9 protein-coding genes are annotated in these 19185 nt (G+C 35.8%); 2 read left to right on the top strand and 7 right to left on the bottom strand.

Annotated elements, in window-relative coordinates:
* Positions 1 to 888 carry a 4-hydroxy-tetrahydrodipicolinate synthase gene (dapA, locus tag GKZ88_RS03195; protein ID WP_155100949.1) on the bottom strand — a complete coding sequence of 296 codons (888 nt, stop codon included), beginning with the start codon at positions 886 to 888 and terminating at the stop codon, positions 1 to 3.
* A 14-nt stretch (positions 889 to 902) separates the two neighbouring features.
* Positions 903 to 1415: a hypothetical protein gene (locus tag GKZ88_RS03190; RefSeq protein ID WP_155100948.1), complete on the bottom strand. Its 513-nt coding sequence runs from the start codon at positions 1413 to 1415 to the stop codon at positions 903 to 905.
* A gap of 47 nt (positions 1416 to 1462) precedes the next feature.
* Here GKZ88_RS03190 and GKZ88_RS03185 point away from each other — a divergent pair, with 47 nt between their 5' ends.
* The gene (locus GKZ88_RS03185; protein ID WP_155100947.1) at positions 1463 to 2242 is read left to right on the top strand and encodes a 5'-nucleotidase; all 780 of its coding nucleotides are present in this window, start codon (positions 1463 to 1465) and stop codon (positions 2240 to 2242) included.
* 51 nt (positions 2243 to 2293) lie between these two features.
* The gene (locus GKZ88_RS03180; protein ID WP_155100946.1) at positions 2294 to 3205 is read left to right on the top strand and encodes a metallophosphatase; all 912 of its coding nucleotides are present in this window, start codon (positions 2294 to 2296) and stop codon (positions 3203 to 3205) included.
* Here GKZ88_RS03180 and GKZ88_RS03175 read toward each other — a convergent pair.
* The 5 genes from GKZ88_RS03175 to GKZ88_RS03155 all read right to left on the bottom strand — a co-directional run bounded on the left by GKZ88_RS03175 (position 3191) and on the right by GKZ88_RS03155 (position 17949).
* Positions 3191 to 3886, bottom strand: a complete 696-nt coding sequence (locus GKZ88_RS03175) for a lysoplasmalogenase family protein (protein ID WP_155100945.1) — start codon at positions 3884 to 3886, stop codon at positions 3191 to 3193. The two genes, GKZ88_RS03180 and GKZ88_RS03175, sit on opposite strands and share 15 nt — an antisense overlap.
* Positions 3873 to 5879 carry an NAD-dependent DNA ligase LigA gene (ligA, locus tag GKZ88_RS03170; RefSeq protein WP_155100944.1) on the bottom strand — a complete coding sequence of 669 codons (2007 nt, stop codon included), beginning with the start codon at positions 5877 to 5879 and terminating at the stop codon, positions 3873 to 3875. Before ligA ends, GKZ88_RS03175 begins: the two co-directional genes overlap by 14 nt.
* Before the next feature lie 246 nt (positions 5880 to 6125).
* Positions 6126 to 8063 carry an OmpA family protein gene (locus tag GKZ88_RS03165; protein WP_155100943.1) on the bottom strand — a complete coding sequence of 646 codons (1938 nt, stop codon included), beginning with the start codon at positions 8061 to 8063 and terminating at the stop codon, positions 6126 to 6128.
* Positions 8064 to 8074: 11 nt separating this feature from the next.
* A complete protein-coding gene (locus GKZ88_RS03160; RefSeq protein WP_155100942.1) occupies positions 8075 to 9010 on the bottom strand; it encodes a type IX secretion system membrane protein PorP/SprF in 936 nt (311 codons plus the stop codon).
* Positions 9011 to 9057: 47 nt separating this feature from the next.
* The gene (locus GKZ88_RS03155) at positions 9058 to 17949 is read right to left on the bottom strand and encodes a gliding motility-associated C-terminal domain-containing protein (RefSeq protein WP_347343848.1); all 8892 of its coding nucleotides are present in this window, start codon (positions 17947 to 17949) and stop codon (positions 9058 to 9060) included.
* Between the last annotated feature and the right edge of the window lie 1236 nt (positions 17950 to 19185).

The raw sequence follows: 19185 nt of genomic DNA, 5'->3' as shown, positions 1-19185 counted from the left end.
TTACTCTGCTTTGATACTGCTTTTTACAAAATCATTCAATCTTGAAGCCAAAGATTCATCAACAGCTACAAGCGGTAAACGCACGGTATTGTCAGCAATTCCAAGGGCCTGAAAGACTTGTTTTATTCCCGCAGGATTTCCTTGTTCGAAAATCATGTCGATACAATCTGCCAAGAAATATTGTGTTTTAAATGCCTCATTTACTTTTCTGTTCAAACCTAAACGAATCATTTCTGAGAATTCTTTCGGATAACCTTGTCCAATAACTGAAATTACTCCTGCTCCGCCAGCTAAAACAATTGGCAGTGCAATCATATCATCTCCAGAAATTACAAGGAAATCTTTTGGTGCATTTTTAATCAATTGTAAGGCCTGAGCCATATCTCCCGCAGCTTCTTTTATTGCTACAACATTTTCAAAATCATTAGCCAGACGAATTACTGTTGAAGGCAACATATTACTTGCAGTTCTACCTGGAACATTATATAAAATTACTGGAATTGGAGAAGCTTCAGCAATGGCTTTAAAATGCTGATAAATTCCTTCCTGAGTTGGTTTATTATAATAAGGAGAGACTGAAAGTATAGCTTCGAAAGCTGAAAAATCTCTAGTCTTTAATTCTTTGACAATCTCCATAGTGTTATTCCCTCCCACTCCAAGAACTAGAGGCAATCTTCCTTTGTTTACGTCGATTACTGTCTTTATAACCAACTCTTTTTCTTCTGATGTAAGGGTAGCATTTTCTGCTGTTGTTCCCATAACAACCAGATATTCAACTCCTCCATCGATAGAGAAGTTTACAATTCGTTGTAAAGCCTCGATGTCAACTGAAAAATCTTTTTTAAATGGAGTTACAAGCGCAACACCAGTTCCTATTAATGATTGCATATTTTTATTATAATTTATTTTAAACTTTTTAAATACCTAAATAATTCGGAAACAAATACTTTATAGTTTTCCATTTCCGTCTCGATCATCCATCGGTTTAAATTTTTATTTACTGATGAAAATCCGACTTTAAACTTCGCTTTTGATTTACTGGTTATCATCATCAAAATTGCTTTTTCGATGTTATAATAACTAATCAAAAGATCAAATTCTTCTTCTGTAAAATCATTTAGAAAATCTGCTGTAACATCTCCCTTCCAATTAATGTCTTTTTTACTGAAAGTAGGCCTTGAGTACGTTTTTTTCTTCTCTAATTTACTTCTGTAAGCAACGATTTTTATGTTTTTCGGATCAATTCCATGCAGTGAAAGCTCTTTTACCAATTCCTTAGAATGGCGAAACTTACTCTCATCTATCAATAAACCAATTGTTTGTACATTACTAGTAAAGACTTCGTTTTTGACAATTTTCAGATTATTTTTTAATGATTTTTTTACAAATAATTCCTTTATATAATTTAAAAACATAGTATTTTTACCAGATTACAAAATTAATTATTTAAGTCGCATTTAAAATGGTAAAACTAAAAAAGTATAACGGATTTTTAAAACTTTTTGTTATATTCTTAACACTTTTTTTTATTTATTCCTGCAGTCCAAAAAACTACAATTTAACTAAAATAGAAGGCAAACAACTTCCGATAACTGAAAAAGGGGCAGAAACTCCTGAAATTGAAAGCTTTATCAAACCCTATCGCGATCATATTAATAAGGATTTAGACAGTATTTTAGCGTATTCTCCTGAAACTCTAGATAAAAGCAGCGGAAAATGGCAGACAACAATAGGATGTCTATTGGCAGATGTTTGTGTGCAAAGAGGTAATTTAGTTTTCAAAAAGCGCGAAAACAAAACAATCGATTTGTGTCTTTTAAATCATGGCGGGATCCGCGCTATTCTTCCAAAAGGAAATGTAACGAGCAGAACCGCTTTTGAAATTATGCCTTTTGAAAACAACTTAGTTGTTATTGCCTTAAAAGGACAGCAAATTCTTGATATTGCTGCTTATATTATTAAGGAGAAAAAACCGCAGCCGTTATCTGGAATGACATTTACAATTGCTCAGGATAAGACTGCAAAAAATATTTTAATTCAAGGAAAACCTTTTGACATCAACAAAGTTTATTATGTTGCAACAAATGATTATTTGGCAAATGGCGGAGATAACATGAGTTTCTTTGCAAAAGGTGTTCAGAAATTTGATTTAAACTACAAACTTCGAGATGTATTGATTGATTATTTCAAAGAAGTTGATACAATTCCAGCACCAAGAGATATCAGAATTACTGAAGAATAACATTTCAAGAAAAAATAAAATTACCCGCGTTTACGCAAAAAAATATATCCCATGAAAAGAAGAGAATTTATCGAAAAAACTGCTGCCAGTACTGCCCTATTAAGTTTAGGTTTGTCGTTAAGCAGTTTTGAAACTAACGATATTAAGCACTTGACTATTTTGCATACTAATGATGTTCACAGCCATATTGATCCTTTTCCTGCTGATGATCCTCGTAATGCAAATAAAGGTGGCGTATCTCGACGTGCAGCACTTATTGAGACTATTCGTCAGGAAAATCCAAATGTGCTTTTGTTAGATGCTGGAGATATTTTTCAGGGAACTCCTTATTTTAATTATTACGGAGGAGAACTTGAATTTAAGCTGATGAGCATGATGAAATATGATGCTTCGACTATTGGAAATCATGATTTTGATAACGGTGTTGAGGGCTTATATGCACAAATGCCTCATGCAAAATTTGAATTTATCAATTCTAATTATGACTTTAAAAATACGGTCATGAACGGACTTGTAAAACCTTATAAAATTTTCAACAAAAACGGAATTAAAGTGGGTGTTTTTGGTGTAGGAATTGAGCTTGACGGTTTAGTTGATAAAAAAATGTACAAGGAAACTGTTTATAATGATCCTGTAGAAATTGCTCAGGATATGACTCAGTTATTAAAGAAAGAAGAAAAATGTGATTTGGTTATCTGCTTGTCGCACCTTGGTTACAATTATAAAGATGAACCAACAAAAATCTGTGATTTGAAATTAGCCGAATTAACGCAAGATATTGATTTGATTATTGGCGGACACACACATACTTTTCTTGACAAACCAACTATTGTAAAAAATAAGGCCGGTGAAAATGTATTGGTCAACCAAGTGGGCTGTTATGGAATTAATTTAGGCCGTATTGATTTTTATTTTGACCAAAACAAAAATCATACAAACCAAGGAAAATCAATTATTGTATAACATTTTCTTTTGCATTTTTGCCTTTTCAAGAAAATATTCAACCATAAAATAGTAGGCTAAAATTTGCGTTATGTCGCGAATTAAAACCAAAACTACTGAGTATGAAAAATATTCGCTGAAAATATAAAAGATGTCCGAAAATATATAACTGACGGCCATTAAAGACATTAAAAGTGCTATATGCGTTCCTTTTGTAATGTAACTTACAAAGGAATAATAACTCATGACACTTAATACAATTCCGTAAACAGTGTAAAGCAAGTTGAACTTTTTCATGTTGTCAAACTGAAGGCTTAACACTGAAACGAGCAAATAGACAATAAATATGACCACGATAGAAACCGGAAGAACATCTTTTCTTCTTAATTTAATTTTTTCGTGGTCTATTACAAAAAGCTTTATAATCAATAAGTAAACAACTAAAAAGCTCAGCACGGCGCCTATTTCTGAAATTTCAACGTCCATAAGGTCAAAAACCTGACCGACGAAGCAAAAGAAAAAAACAAAACCTTCAGTCTTTCCAATTTTAAAATCATTGCTGATAATAAAATAGAAGAAAATGGCCGGCAATACAACAGCTTTTGCATAAATAGCCAAAATATCCTGTTTTGTGCTATCTAAAATTATTGTAAACAATAATGCTACAAAGAATAAAATCAAAGACGGTTTATTCGCTTTCATTTAATTTAGTTATAAAATCTTCCTCAGACAATATCGGAATATTTAATTTATTTGCCTTTTCTAGTTTTGCTGGTCCCATATTATCACCTGCGACAACAAAATCAGTTTTTGCAGAAATTGAGCTTCCTACCTTTCCACCATTATCTTCGATTGTTTTCTTTAATTCATCTCGCGAAAACTGAGTAAAAACTCCTGAAACTACAAATGTTTTTCCGATGAATTTTTCAGTAGCGTTGGGGTTAATTTTTTCAACTATTTCAAATTGAACACCATAATTTTTTAAGCGTTCAATTATTCGTTTATTTTCTTCATTTTCAAAAAATTCGATTACACTTTTGGCAATTCGTTCTCCAATTTCATCAACTAAAATTAAATCCATTAAAGAAGCTTGGCTTAAAGCATCGATACTTTTATAATGTTTGGCTAATTTTTTAGCAACGGTCTCGCCTACAAAACGAATCCCAAGTGCAAATAGAACGCTTTCAAAAGGAATTTCCTTAGACTTTTCAACTCCGTTTACTAAATTCTCTGCCGATTTTTGCGCCATTCTTTCTAAATGCAAAATATCTTCGACTTTCAATTCATATAAATCGGCGTAATTATGCACTAAATCATTTTTGAAAAGCAGCGCCACTGTTTCACCTCCAAGACCTTCAATATCCATTGCTTTTCTTGAAATATAATGCTGCACGCGGCCAATAATCTGCGGAGGACATCCGTAGAAATTTGGGCAATAATGATTTGCTTCACCTTCATTTCTCACTAATTCCGTCTGACATTCAGGGCAATGTGTAATATATTCTGTTTTTTCTGAATTTTCTGGTCGTTTATCTAAATCTACTGCAATAATTTTCGGGATGATTTCTCCTCCTTTTTCAACAAATACGGTATCGTTTATTCTGATATCTAATTTTTCGATTTGGTCTGCGTTATGCAAAGAAGCTCTTTTTACAATAGTTCCTGCCAATTGCACAGGCTCAAGATTTGCAACCGGAGTGATAGCTCCTGTACGGCCAACTTGATATGAAATTGAATTTAATTTAGTAGAAACTTGTTCTGCCTTGAATTTGTAAGCCATTGCCCAACGAGGCGATTTGGCTGTGTATCCTAATTCTTCCTGATGCTGAATACTGTTTACTTTTATTACAACACCATCCGTTTCATAAGGCAAATTGTGGCGATGTGTGTCCCAATGATCAATGAAATCAAAAACTTCATTCATATTGCCGACCAATTTTGCTTCTTTTGGCACTTTAAATCCCCATTTTCTAGCTGATTCTAATCCTTCGTATTGCGTAGAAAAGGGCAAATTATTTCCGGTTACAAAATACAACAAACATTCTAATGGACGTTTGGCAACCTCAGCACTATCTTGAAGTTTTAAACTCCCTGAAGCTGTATTTCTAGGATTTGAATAAGGTGTTTCGCCTATTTCAATTAATTCCTGATTCATTCTTTCGAAACCGGCAAAAGGCAAAATAATTTCTCCGCGAATATCAAATGTTTCCGGATAATTTCCTTTTAACTGAAGCGGAACCGATTTAATTGTTTTAATATTATTTGTTACCTCATCACCTTGAAAACCATCTCCGCGCGTTAAGGCCTGAACCAGTTTTCCGTTTTCGTAAGTAATACTTATTGATGCTCCGTCATATTTCAACTCGCATGTATATTCTAATTTTACGTTTCCTAAGACTTTTTGAATTCGGTTTTCCCAATCCAACAAATCTTCTTTTGAATACGAATTATCCAAAGAATACATACGGGATCGGTGCGCAATTGTTTTAAAGTTTTTAGTAATGCTTCCTCCTACGCGCTGCGTTGGTGAATGCTCGTCAAAAAATTCGGGGTGTTTGTTTTCTAAATCCTGAAGTTCTTTTAATTTAATATCGAAATCATAATCTGAAATTGTGGCGTTATCAAGCACATAATAATTGTAGTTGTGCTGGTTAAGTTCGTTTCTTAAAGTTTGAATGGTTTCTTGAATACTCATATGATATTAAAATAATGCCTGTTAATTTAGAATAACTGAAGTATCAAAATTAGAATTATTTTTGCGGAAAAACATCAAAAATATAAAGTTTTAAAAAATCAAAAATCAGGCGACAACGAATTGTAGCCTGATTTTCTTCTTGTCCACTATTCTTTAAAAAAGAATTAAACAAAACCAACTTCCAAATGGTTTCTACGTTTTATATTTTTGCACTGATAATCAAATAATTAGAGTGCAAATATAAAACTATTTTTGGATAATGATAAAGTCAGAGCGTCTATTTAACAAATGCTCTTCTTCGGTACATTTTACGCCGTTCTTACATTTGTTAATCAATCGGCTTTCGCCATAACCTATTGCACTTTCAATGCGAGAGGCATCAATCCCTTGAGAAATAATATAATCACGAGTTGATTTCGCTCTATTATCTGAAAGTTTCAAGTTGTATGAATCCTTTCCTCGGGAATCAGTATGCGACTCAATTTTGATTTTGATGTTTGGAAATTTTTGCATGATAAAGACTACTTTTGTCAGCTCTTCAACTGCCAACGGTGTAATAGCATACTTGTCATAATCGAAATAAATAGGTTTTACATCCACTTTTTCAACACCTTTGCTTTTGACTACCAAATCGTCATAATTACTCAATTCAAAATTGACATCTTTAATTTCGCCTCCATTTTCCTTTGTTGTTTCAACTGTTTTTTCGTCGCTGGCGTAATTTGGTTTTGCGGCAATCATTTTTACTATTTTTCCGCAAGGTACTTCGATGGCGTATTTGCCTTCAAAATTTGTTTTTGTTTCGCCAAGAATTTCGGTATATGAATTATATGCCATAATTGAAACATCTGTAAGAGGCAATCTAGTCTTTTTATCTATTGCCATACCCGAAATACTCTGGTTGCAGACTGGTTTTCCTTTTACAAAAGAATAGATATCATCATCTCCTTTTCCTCCGGCTCTGTTTGATGAAACATAACCATAAGTATCGGCGTTGTCGATTATAAAAGAAAAATCATCTTTATTGCTGTTAATTGGTGCACCTAAATTAACTGGAGCCGAAAAAGTTCCGTCAGCTAAAAGGTTGCTTTCATACACATCTAAATCTCCATAGCCATAATGTCCATCTGAAGAAAAATACAGTTTTCCGTTACGGAAGTATGGAAAAACCTCATTTCCAAGCGTATTGATTTTTGGTCCAAGATTTACTGGAGAACTCATGGTGCCATCAGCAGCAATTTTTACATAATACAGATCCGTTTCACCTGCTCCACCTGGCATATCTGAGGCAAAGAAAAGCCATTTTCCATCTTCACTTAAAGCAGGATGCCCAACAGAATAATCTTTATTATCAAAGAAAACCTGCTGTGGATTTTCTAATTTATTATTTACAATATCGCCTTTAACAATCTGAAAATTATTGGTTTTACTTTCGTCAATAACCAATTTATTCTTTTTGACAATGTTTGTAGAATAATAAATTGTTTTTCCGCTGGCATCAAAAGATGCTGTTGCTTCGTGATATTTCGTCATTACATTTGGAAGAAACAGTTTTTCGTTAAACAAACTTCCATCAGCAGGATTTCTTTCGGCCAAATAAAGATTCAAGAAAGGCTGATTGTTCCATGTATATAACTTTTCACTAAACTTTGTGGTGTCTCTGGCAGAAGTAAATACGATTCGGTCTTGAAAATAAGTTGCTCCAAAATCAGATTTACTGGTATTAATATCCAGATTTTTAATTGTGTACAGCGATTTTGCTTTAGATAAACTGTCCATTTGCTGTTTTTGAGCAAGATATCGGTTGACTTCTTTCTGATCGCCTTTTTTAGTCAGATATTCTTTGGTCATTTTATCAGCATCGTCATAATCCATTACGCCTTTCAGTGTCTGAATATAACGGAGATAATAAATATCAGTCAAATTATTGCCCTGTGCTTCGTACAGCTTTTTGTACCATTTTAAAGCATTTCTTTCATCGGAAATAAAATAATACGAATCGGCAGCATTCTTTAAGGTTTGTGCCGAAGGATTTTTGCTGTTCTGCAAAATTTCTTCGTATGCCTTTGAAGCATCTGCGTAAGCATAGTTTCTAAACAAGGCATCGGCCTTTTTTAAATTAGTCTTCTGAGCAAAACTAAACGTAATGCTCAAGACTAAACTTAGGATATATAGTTTTTTCATAGGTTTTTGATTTAGAAGAATCGAGGAGATTTAATTTTACTTTCGCCTTTATTGAACTGATAACGCAGGATAATTTCGTGCGATCCGTCATTGTATTTATTCAGATCGCTCACGGTGTAATCGAAAGCATATCCGACATAAAAACTTTTAGAAATTTGAAAACCAGCCAGTATGCTTACAGAATCATCTGTTCTGTATGAACCGCCAATTACAAATTTTTCAGCAATCATAAAATTCGCCGAGATATCAGCAGTAAGTGGAGCTCCACTCACTGCTTTTACTAAAAATGCAGGTTTAAATTTTAAATTTGGATTCAAATCAAAAACATAACCTCCCATGAAATAATAATGCAGACGATCGTAGTCGATAGATTCCTGAACATCATCATAATAGGCGTTCTGGATAAAACTCGGAACTGATGCCCCTACGTACCATTTATCAGTATAATAATAGATTCCGGCTCCAACTGCCAGTTTTGCCTGGTTGTCAATATTTTGATTTAGCAAAACATCATTTGGATCGTAATATCTCCCTTTTGACCAATCTACATTTAACATTCTCATACCTGCTTTTAAACCGAAAGCCAATCTTTTTTCATATCCTAAGGGAATTGAATAAGAAAAGTTTCCGTCAAGGTAAAGCTCGTTTGACGGACCTATTTTGTCATTAACAACACTAAGTCCCAAGCCAACTTTTTCATTACTAAGCGGTGCGTGAATAGAAAAAGACTGTGTTTCTGGAGCGCCATCAATTCCAACCCATTGAGAACGGTGTAAAAGAGTTGCTTCTAAAGTACCGGTAGACCCAGCATAAGCTGGATTTACCGCCATAGTATTATACATATACTGCGTGTACTCTGGATCTTGCTGTGCACTGGCACAGACTGTGATAAAAGAACATATTAAAATAAAATATGTTTTCTTCAGTGATTTTATATATAGTTTCATAACGATACTTATTTAGTTTAATTAATTAGATGATTAACATCGTCTGCTTATCTCATTATAGATAACCATCCTTTTTTAACCGTTCCGTCTCCAATGTCTATCACATAAAAATAAGTACCTGTTGGCAGCATATCTCCTCTACTAATAACTCCTGATACATTGGCAGTTCCGTTCCAATCATTTTCATAATGCTGTTTGCTGTAAACTAATGCACCGTATCTGTTGTACACTTTCAACTCATTATTTGGATACGATTCGATACAGTCAATTCTGAATAAGTCATTAGCTCCATCATTATTTGGCGTAAACTCATTGTAAACTGTCAAACAAATTGGGGTAACAGAAACTGAAGCCGTATTGTTTGCTGCAGAAACATCTAAAGGAGTTGATATTTCGATGGTTGCGACAGAAAGATAGTCGGTTCCATGAAGTACTTCGGCAACAATTGTAAGCACTACGCTCTGACCTGCATTTAACGTTGGAATTGTCCAAAGCTGTGTTAGTGGATCAAATGTTCCTTGAGTTGTGCTTGAACTGATCAATTCATAACCATTAGGCAATAAGTCGCTTACAAGTGTATTTATGAAATTTCCTTGTCCAACATTATTTACTGTTACTGTAAATGTAATCTGCTCACCAAAATTTGGAGTTGGATTACTCACTGTATTGGTAATCGTTAAATCGGAACAAGTTGCTACTGTAACATTCAAAGTTTTAGTAGTTGTTTCATCGCAAGTGTTTATGTAGGTAACTTTAACTTGACCAGCACCAATATCAGACCATGAAATGGTTACATTTCCATCAGCAGTTCCTCCGCCAGAAAGAATTGTTCCGTTAGTAACTGACCACACATAATTTGATTTGCCGTTTGCAATTGAATACGTCACACCTTGGAAAACACATGGTGTATCGTCGCTTGATGTTATTGGAACTAAAGCATCATTTTCAAATGCAATGGTTACTCCTAATCTTGCTGCGCTTTCGCATCCATTTGTAGTATTACTAAGTGCTGCTGCATAATAAGTTCCAGCCGTTAATTGCGTATTTGCAGTTAAAGGTGTTCCTCCTGTTGCAGTAGAATACCAAACTACATTTGGCTCATTTACCAAGATATTAGCAAGTGTTGGCAATTTTGACAAACAGAATGTTTGCGTTGTTCTTGGCGTTGTAACTACTCCAGGAGTATTTACATTTACCACAACTGCCAAACGTACTGGATTCTCGCAGCCTATTGCACTTGAAACAGCTCCATAATATGTACCTGTAACTAATGCTGTTGTTGCAGGAATTGCTGTTCCGCCAGTTGCAGTAGCGTACCAAACCACATTTGCTTCATTTACCTGAATATTCGCAACTGTAGGTGAATTCAGCGTACAGAAGTTTTGCGTCATATTATTTGTAGTCGGTGTCAGACTTGGATTCGTTACCGTAACCGTTACCTGCAAACGAGTTGAGCTTTCACAGCCTGTCGCCGCATCTATAATATTTCCAAAATAAACGCCGGATGTCAATGCAGTTGTTGATGGAATTGCAGTTCCGCCTGTTGCAGTACTGTACCAAACAACATTACTCTCATTTACTTGAATGCTTGCAATAGTTGGCGCTGCTGTAGAGCAGAAACTTTGTGAGGCATTGTTCGTAGTAGGATTTATTGTGTTTCCTACTTTTACATTTACAAGCAATCTTACACTGCTTTCACAACCCGTAACCGGATCTTTTATAGCTCCGTAATAAACACCTGTAGTTAAAGCTGTTGTTGCTGGAATTGCTGTTCCGCCTGTTGCAGTGCTGTACCAAACCACATTTGCTTCATTTACTTGGATACTTGCCACTGTCGGCGCATTTCCAGAACAGAAAACTTGGGCATTATTAGTCGTTGTTGGTGTAGCTGGATCAGTTACTGTAACCGCTACTTGTAAACGTGTTGCACTTTCACAACCCGTTGCCGGATCTTTTATTGCTCCAAAATAAGTACCGCTTGTTAAAGCTGTTGTTGAAGCAATTGCTGTTCCTCCTGTTGAAGTGCTGTACCAAACTACATTTGCCTCATTCACCTGAATACTTGCAAAAGTTGGTGCATTTACTAAACAGAAATCTTGTGTATTATCTACAGTTGTTGGTGTTCCCGGATCAGATACAGTAATTACTATTTCTAATCTTGTTGCGCTTTCACAGTTTGTTGCTGGATCAAAAATCGCTGCAAAATAACTGCCGCTTGTCAACGCTGTTGTTGAAGCAACTGCAGTTCCGCCTGTTAAAGCTGTGTACCAAACAATGTTTCCAACTGCTGGTGCATTTATTTGAATATTAGCAACCGTCGGCGCATCAATCAAACAGAAATCTTGCGTAGTATCTGCTGTTGTCGGAGTTCCCGGATCAGATACTGTAACAGTAACTAATAAACGAACTGCACTTTCACAATTTGTTACAGGATCTTTAATAGCTGCATAATAATCACCGCTCACTAAAGCCGTTGTTGATGCAATCGCTGTTCCGCCTGTTGAAGTGCTGTACCAAACCACATTTGTTTCATTTACTTGAATGCTTGCCACTGTTGGCGCATCGATTAAACAAAAATCTTGCGTAGTATCTGTAGTTGTTGGTGTCAATGGATCAGATACAGTAATCGTAACTGCTAATCTTTGAGCACTTTCACAGTTTGTTACTGGATCATGAATTGTTGCATAATAAATACCTGTTGTTAAAACTGTTGTTGATGGAATTACTGTTCCACCAGTTAACGCAGTGTACCAAACAATATTTGCCGGATCTGCTGTACTAACTTGAATACTTGCAAATGTTGGCGCATCAACAACACAGAATTTTTGATCTGTATTTGTTATTGAAGGTGTTCCCGGGTCATTTACTTTAATTGTAACTGCTAATCGAACTGAACTTTCACAGCTTGTTAAAGGATCTTTTATTGCTGCATAGTAAATTCCATCAGCTAATGCGGTTGTTGGGGCAATTGCTGTTCCACCTGTTGAAACGGAATACCAAACCACATTTGCTTCATTTACCTGAATATTAGCAACAGTTGGCGCATTGATTAAACAAAAATCTTGCGTATCATCTGTTGTAGTTGGAGTTCCAGGATCTGTTAGAGTTATAGTTCCTTCTTGAAGAGTTCCTGCTAAATTTTCGCAAGTTGTATCACTTGAAACTGCAACATAATAAGAAACTGGTCCCATTGCAAGTGTTAATCCTGAAACAGTTAATACTCCTGCTGAATTAATTGCATATGTTATGCCACCATTAGTATCTCCATCAGCTATAGGCTGTGTTTTATTGCTGTCAAGATACCAAGTAAATACAGGATTTGTCAAAGCTGCTGCAACCGGAGTTAAAGAAGCTGATAAATCGTGACAAACGGTTACATCATCTACCGAAAGATCATTTTGATCAGATGGTCTTAATATTGTAAAAGTTATTTGTTTTCTGTCGCCTTCAGCAGTTTCACAATATTCATCTGAACTGAATCCAACAAAGTAAGTATAAGTTCCAGGTGTTAAACCATTAATCGTTAATGAAGCTGTTGTTGCTCCCGCGACTGGCTGACTGGTTGTTCCATCAAATTTATACCAATGATAAACAGGATTTGTAATTGTTCCTGTAGCCGTTAATGTTGTAGCTAAAGTTACCGTTCCTGTTGGCGCACAAATAGTAGTTGAAGCTGCTCCGTTTAAAGTGATATCTGTTAAAAGATTTTCTGGGCTAGATGCCTTAATTTCAACAGTAACTTCTCCTCTAGTCATTGCCTCACAACCGTAACGAACTGGCTGAACATAATATTTGTATGTTCCCGCTGCTAAATTTGCCGGAAGCGTATAAGTAAGACCGCTGGCAACAATTGAACCTCCAGTAGGAGCATCGTACCAAACATAGGTAGAACAAGCTTCTTCTGGTATTTGAAGCGTGACATCACTTCCAGGACAGACCGTAACTTTATTAGTAATGTCTCCGCCAACGACTGAAGTATTTGCAACACGTTCAACTGTATGAACTCTTAAGAATTCTAAAACACCTGCTACTCCTCCAAAGCGAATTCTCACTCTGTCATACGATTCTGTTGGAGAAGATACTAAAACCATCGCCATCGTATTTGCAGATAATAATTTTATACTTAAAAGCGAACTTGTGTTTTGAATTGGAGCTCCTACTGCAACGTTTCCTAAATAACGCTGAATAGTAAAACCAGTCAATAAATTAACATTTAAAAGAACCGCAGGTTTTGAAATTACAATTCTTAAAGTATCACTTACCACAGATGGGGTTTTAAACTGTACTGTTAAATCTGCTGCTGCCAAAGCACCAACTCCACTGTACATTGTTGCATAGGTCGTAACATCATTATCAGCAATATTCCATGCATCACTTACTCCAACTGTAGCTGTTAATGCTCCTACAGGAAGTCCTAAGTCAGTTGTTCCGTAAAAGATATCCTGAATATCTCCAGGCGTACATGCTACAGTAGTAACTGATTTTTTATAATAAGCTTCATATACTTTTGTATTTTGGGCAACACTCAAAAGTGCTCCTGATACAATTCTGATTCCGTCATAATCTTGAGGACCAGCTGCATTTGATGGAACAAAAGTAAATTCGTACGCATTATCTCCCGGAAGAACATTCAATAATGCTCCCGAAACAGACTGCAATACTCCGATATCTACTCCTGCTTTTCTTCCAATAACAGAAACTCCTTGTGCAACGCCCAAACCACTGAATTCAGAACCAAGCTTAATCGTTACTGGTGTTCCTTTTGCAATATTTGAAGGCCATGTTAGATCTTGCCAAGTTGTACCAATTCCTAAAAGTCCAACTCCTGTTGTGATAGTTGAGAATGTCTGCGGATTTCCGTCAATTGCATTTGCTCCATTAGAAACGCCTCCCGTAACAATTGAACCTGAACTTTGCGCAGTCGCATATACTCTTTCAGTTAATGATTGACAATTGTCTGGATCTTTAACATTGATAGAAAGAGTTCCTGTAACAGAACAGCTTCCTAAAGTTGCTACAACTGTATAAGTATAAATTCCCGGAACATTCAGCGCACCTGTAGTAAAAGGTGGCCCTGCCAATGCATTTCCTTGTGGATCATACCAAGCCAATGTACCGTTTGAAGTTGCATTTAATGTTACATTTGTTCCTTGAGCTACAGATTGAGCCGGATCAACTGTCAAGCTTGGCAACGGATTAACTGTCACAGTTACTGGCTGTTTTGCAGATGGACAATCGACTCCGTTGGCTTTAGCCTGAATTGAGTAAACACCATTAATTGTTATGTTCATCGCCGCTTCATCTGTCATAACTGCATTTGAAGGGTCGAAAAAAGTATAAGTTGTATTACCGCTAGTATCTAACGTCGTAATTGCATTTTTTAAGTTGGCACTTCCGCAGGCAACTAATGGCGATGTTACTGCCAAAGTTGTAGATGTTGCTGGGAAATTAACAACAACAGGCTTCAAGGTATTTATTGCATTATCACAACTTGTTGCATTTCCTACAGCAATATAATATGTATATGATGCGCCTGAAGCTAATCCGTTTATTGTAAGTGCTCCAGTTGAGCCATCTTTTGAGAAAGTTACTCCTGTTTGACCAGCCACTGTAGATCCTGTTGTAATTTCCTGTGTTTTTAACTGGTCAGTATAATATTTAAACTGTGCACCAGTTAAACCAGAAGTTGGAGCCAAAACAGCTGTTCCAGCACAAGACGATACTACTGGACTTGTAATAGTAATATCGGCCGCAACTGATAAAGGCAATACTGTTACAGTTACTGGCTGACGAACACTGTTTATACAGGTTCCACCGCGAACAGCTTCAATATAATATGTTTTTGATGCAGTTAAATTGCCTGTATTATAGGTCAATGTATTTGTTGCCAAAGCTGTACCTCCACTAGCAACATCATACCAGTTAATTGTATCACCAGCTGTAGTTGATGCCGTTAATAGTGTAGATGTTCCTGAACAAATTGCAGAAGATGCTCCTGTAATTGTTGCTTCTTTATATCTGAATGAAGCGCCATAGATATCTAAATTAGTAAGTAGCGTAGCTATTCCTCCTAATCGAACTTCTACAGCAGTAAAATCACCAGATGTTACAAAACTTGCTTTAAGACGCTCTCCACCTAATAATTGAACATTTACTAATGCGCCAATATTAACTTGATCACTGTTTGGTGTTCCTCCATTATAGCTTCTTAAACTTATATAGGATAGCGCACTTACATCGGCAATGCCACCTGGAATTCCTAATTCAACATCGATAATATCGCCTGCTTTTCCTGAAGTAGAAAAAGTAAGCATTTGCTGAATATAATCCCCAACTAACCCTACCGGAACTGAAAGTCTTGCAGCTGTTGCGTCATTACCATCAACAGAATTACCATCATTAAGAGATGAACATGTAAGACAAACTGTTAATCCTCCTTTTGAAGTTACTTGCGAATTTACCTGCAAACAAGAAGTAATTGGAGCTGGAGGTGTAACCACAACATTAATTACTGTTCTTGATGCACTAACACAATTTGTTGCATTTCTCGCTTGAATATAAAAGGATTTGTTTGCTGTCAAAGCTGGACTTGGCGTATAGCTTGGATTATCTGTTACTAATGCTGTTCCACCTGTCGCAACATCGTACCAATCGTAAGCTACCCCCGCAATAGGATTTGAAACTTGTAAAGTAACAACTTGCCCTGAAGGAATAATTACTGTTGAAGAAGCCACAGTTGGAACTGCCGGCAACGGATTAACAGTAATAGATGCTTGTGCACGTGTTGGACTAGAACAGCTTCCAATTACTGACTCAACATAATAATTTGTTGAACCAGTTAAAGCAGGTGTTGTAAAAGATGTTCCCGTAAATAACAAATTCCCAGCCGTTGCAGCATCGTACCAATTATAAGTTGTTCCCGCAACTGGAGACTGAACTGTTATAGTAGCCGACTGCCCTGCACAAATACTGGAAGAACCTCCATTAAGAGCAGCAGCAACAGGATTGTTAACGATGATTGGCATTGCATAACGTACGCTGTTAACGCAGCCATTTCGAGTGATCTCAGCATAATAAGTAGTATTAGCCGTTAAATTTGGTGTTGTAAAAGCTGCAGTACCTGCCAGTGAAGCACCGCCTGTGGCTGCAGAATACCAATTAACGGTTTCTCCAACAGCAAGGCCTGCAGTTAGTGTTGTATTTTGTCCACTGCAAATAATTTTATTTCCAGTAACACTTGGATCGCTATATCTATAACTTGCCTGATAAATATCTAAACTTGTCAGTACTGTAGCCAAACCGCCTAAACGAACTTCCACTCGGTCAAAATTTGCACCTGCAGTAATACTCGCTTTAAAACGGTTTCCTCCTAATAATTGAACACTGACTAAATTATTTATCGAAACTCTGTCGTTATTAAAAGTTGCTCCATTATAAGTTGCTAAACTAATATAATTCAATAAACTTAAATCAAGGACACCTCCTGGCAATTCTAATTCGACGTCAATAATATCTCCAGCTTTTCCTGGATTATTAAATTGTAATGTTTGCTGAATCCATCCGTTTATTAAACCAACTGGAACAGTCAAACGTGCTGCAGTAGAAATATCTCCATCAACAGAATTATCTGGATTTGTACTGTTGCACAATAAACAAAGTCCGTTTAAACTTGTTTGCTGGCTGTTTGCCTGTAAACACCCGCCTAACGGAGTCGTAATTACATTAACAGTAATTGGAACTCTAGAGGCGCTTACACACCCGCCTGCTGCACTCTGTGTTTCTACATAGTACGTTTTTGTTGCAGTTAAAATTGGTGTTGTAAAAGTTGAAGTATTTGTTGCGATAGCTGTACCGCCTGTTGCAACATCATACCAATTTAAAGTTACTCCAGCTTCAGATGTTGTGGCACTTAATGTGGCATTTTGACCTGACTGAATCGTTACGCTTTGTGTCAATGCAGTAGCCACAGCAGGAACTGGGTTAGACACAACATCAACTTGAGCACGAGTTGGGCTTATACAACTTCCTATAACAGCTTCTACATAAAAACTAGTTGTTCCAATAGGAACTGTTGGTGAATAAGAATTTCCAGAAGCTAATATTGTTCCACCGCTTGAAGTTGAATACCAATTATAAGTTGTTCCCGGAATTGGGTTTATTAAGGACAATGTAGTCTGCTGTGTAGCACCACTCGAGCATACTGCCGTTCCTGAAGAACTGATTGCAGGTGCTACAGGATTAGAAACATTAACTACAACTGCCACACGATTATTTCCTTCACAGCTTCCTGCTCTCGCTACTCCTATATAATAGGTAGTATTTGCAGTTAAACTAGGAGTTACATATGTATTTCCTGTTGCTAATGCTGTTGTTGAAGATGCTGAATTGTACCATGCTAATGTTGTTCCCGCAACAGTTGTCGCGGTTAATGTCGTTGAAGTTCCAGAACAAATAGTCTGATTTAGCCCCCCAGAAACACTAGGTTTAGCAAAATCCAGACGAACATCGTAAACTCTTAAATTTACAAGGAGACTTAAAAGTCCTCCTACTTGAATTTGAACCTGATTGGCATCACCCGGAACTGTGTATCTCACTTCTCCTATCGCGTTTCCAGATAATAAACTTAAGTTCAAAACGGGGCTGTTTAATGCCACTCTTGGACCTACGTTTGTGCCAGAAAGCTTTGTTTGAATTGAAACATTAGACAACAGTCCAACATCAAGCAAACCGTTTCCTGTACCTAAATAAAGTACAATTTCATCTCCGGCTCTTACGGTCTGATTCAATGTCATGGTCTCTTCAACCATACAAAGGAGTCCGACCGCATTTTGCAGAGTTGCATAAGTCGTTAGGCCTGGATCATTATCATAGGCCAATGCAGGACTATTTACATCTAAACCTATACATAATAAGCCCGCCTGACTATTTGTTTGTGACACTGGTCTACAAACAGTCTGAGAAAAAGCATTACCACATAATAGGAATAAAAACAATAGTCCTAATAATCTCTTCTTAAAGCAGAGATCACAAAAAGTAAAATTTTTTTTCATAATTTGGAAGATTAGAAAATGGACAATAAAACACCTGTTGCGATAAGCACGTATGCTTAGGCAATTTTAAAAAACATTAATACTCAAATAGTTAAAATGAAATTTAAAACATTTGGGGCCGAACTTTAAATCTTCATTTCATTAAAAAAAATAAATGCTGCGATACATATTTATGTATCTAAAGAGTGCTTTTACCCATCAAGAATAAAACCCCTCGAAACGTTTAGGAAATATTGATCTGGACCAATCTTCCTCACGAAGTGATTTGTTTGAAACATAATTTTCATAAAAGAAAATTTTAACGTTATGTAAGGGGGGGTATTTAAAAAATATTTTACTGATTCAATATCAAAAGAAGCTGATTAGACTACCTAAGATTTTTTATTTAGAAAATACTAAAAATTGAAGCAGTTCTGTGATAAAATAATCAATATCGCATTTATCAAAATGTTAGACACGATAAAACATTACTTCATTAACAAAGCCGCCGACTGGGGTTTGAAAATGAACTAATGAAGCAATTATATTGTTGGAAGGAATTTATAATTGAAAAAAAAGATATTTCACGAAAAAAAATTATCGCATTAAATATGCTAAAAAATAAGGCAGAAATAAATTGAACACTTAACGCAAACTTGATAATGAGAGTAGTTGTCAATTCCATATACAGGCTAATTAAGTTACTTAAAAAATTTGATAAATCTTTTGTTTACCAAAACTCAAACATTAAACAAAACAAAAACAAAAACATCAAAAAGCAATCATCTTATACAAAAGCAAATAGTTTTGTTTAACATTTCTATTTCAAAAATATAGAAAATAAAAACAAAAAACAACCTAATATTCTTATTTTTTTTGAAAGCCAACATTCAACAAAGTGCTAAAAAACAGCTGAATCACAAGAAAAAACCGCATTTTCACTTGAAAAACCTAATTCTCTTATGAGTGTAAAAATAACGTTTATCTCGTGTTAAATTTTAAATTTGAAAGTTAATTCATACGAAAAATCACTAAATCCGACTTGATTTTAACATAAAAACAAATCAAAGCCAGAAAACATTCATTTTTATAGTAGAAATCACAAAATTATGAGAATTATGAAATAAACACGTAAAACTACTTGGT

The organism is Flavobacterium sp. LC2016-01 (genome assembly GCF_009711135.1).
Lineage (GTDB): Bacteria > Bacteroidota > Bacteroidia > Flavobacteriales > Flavobacteriaceae > Flavobacterium.
This window is presented reverse-complemented; position numbering and strand designations above follow the sequence as displayed.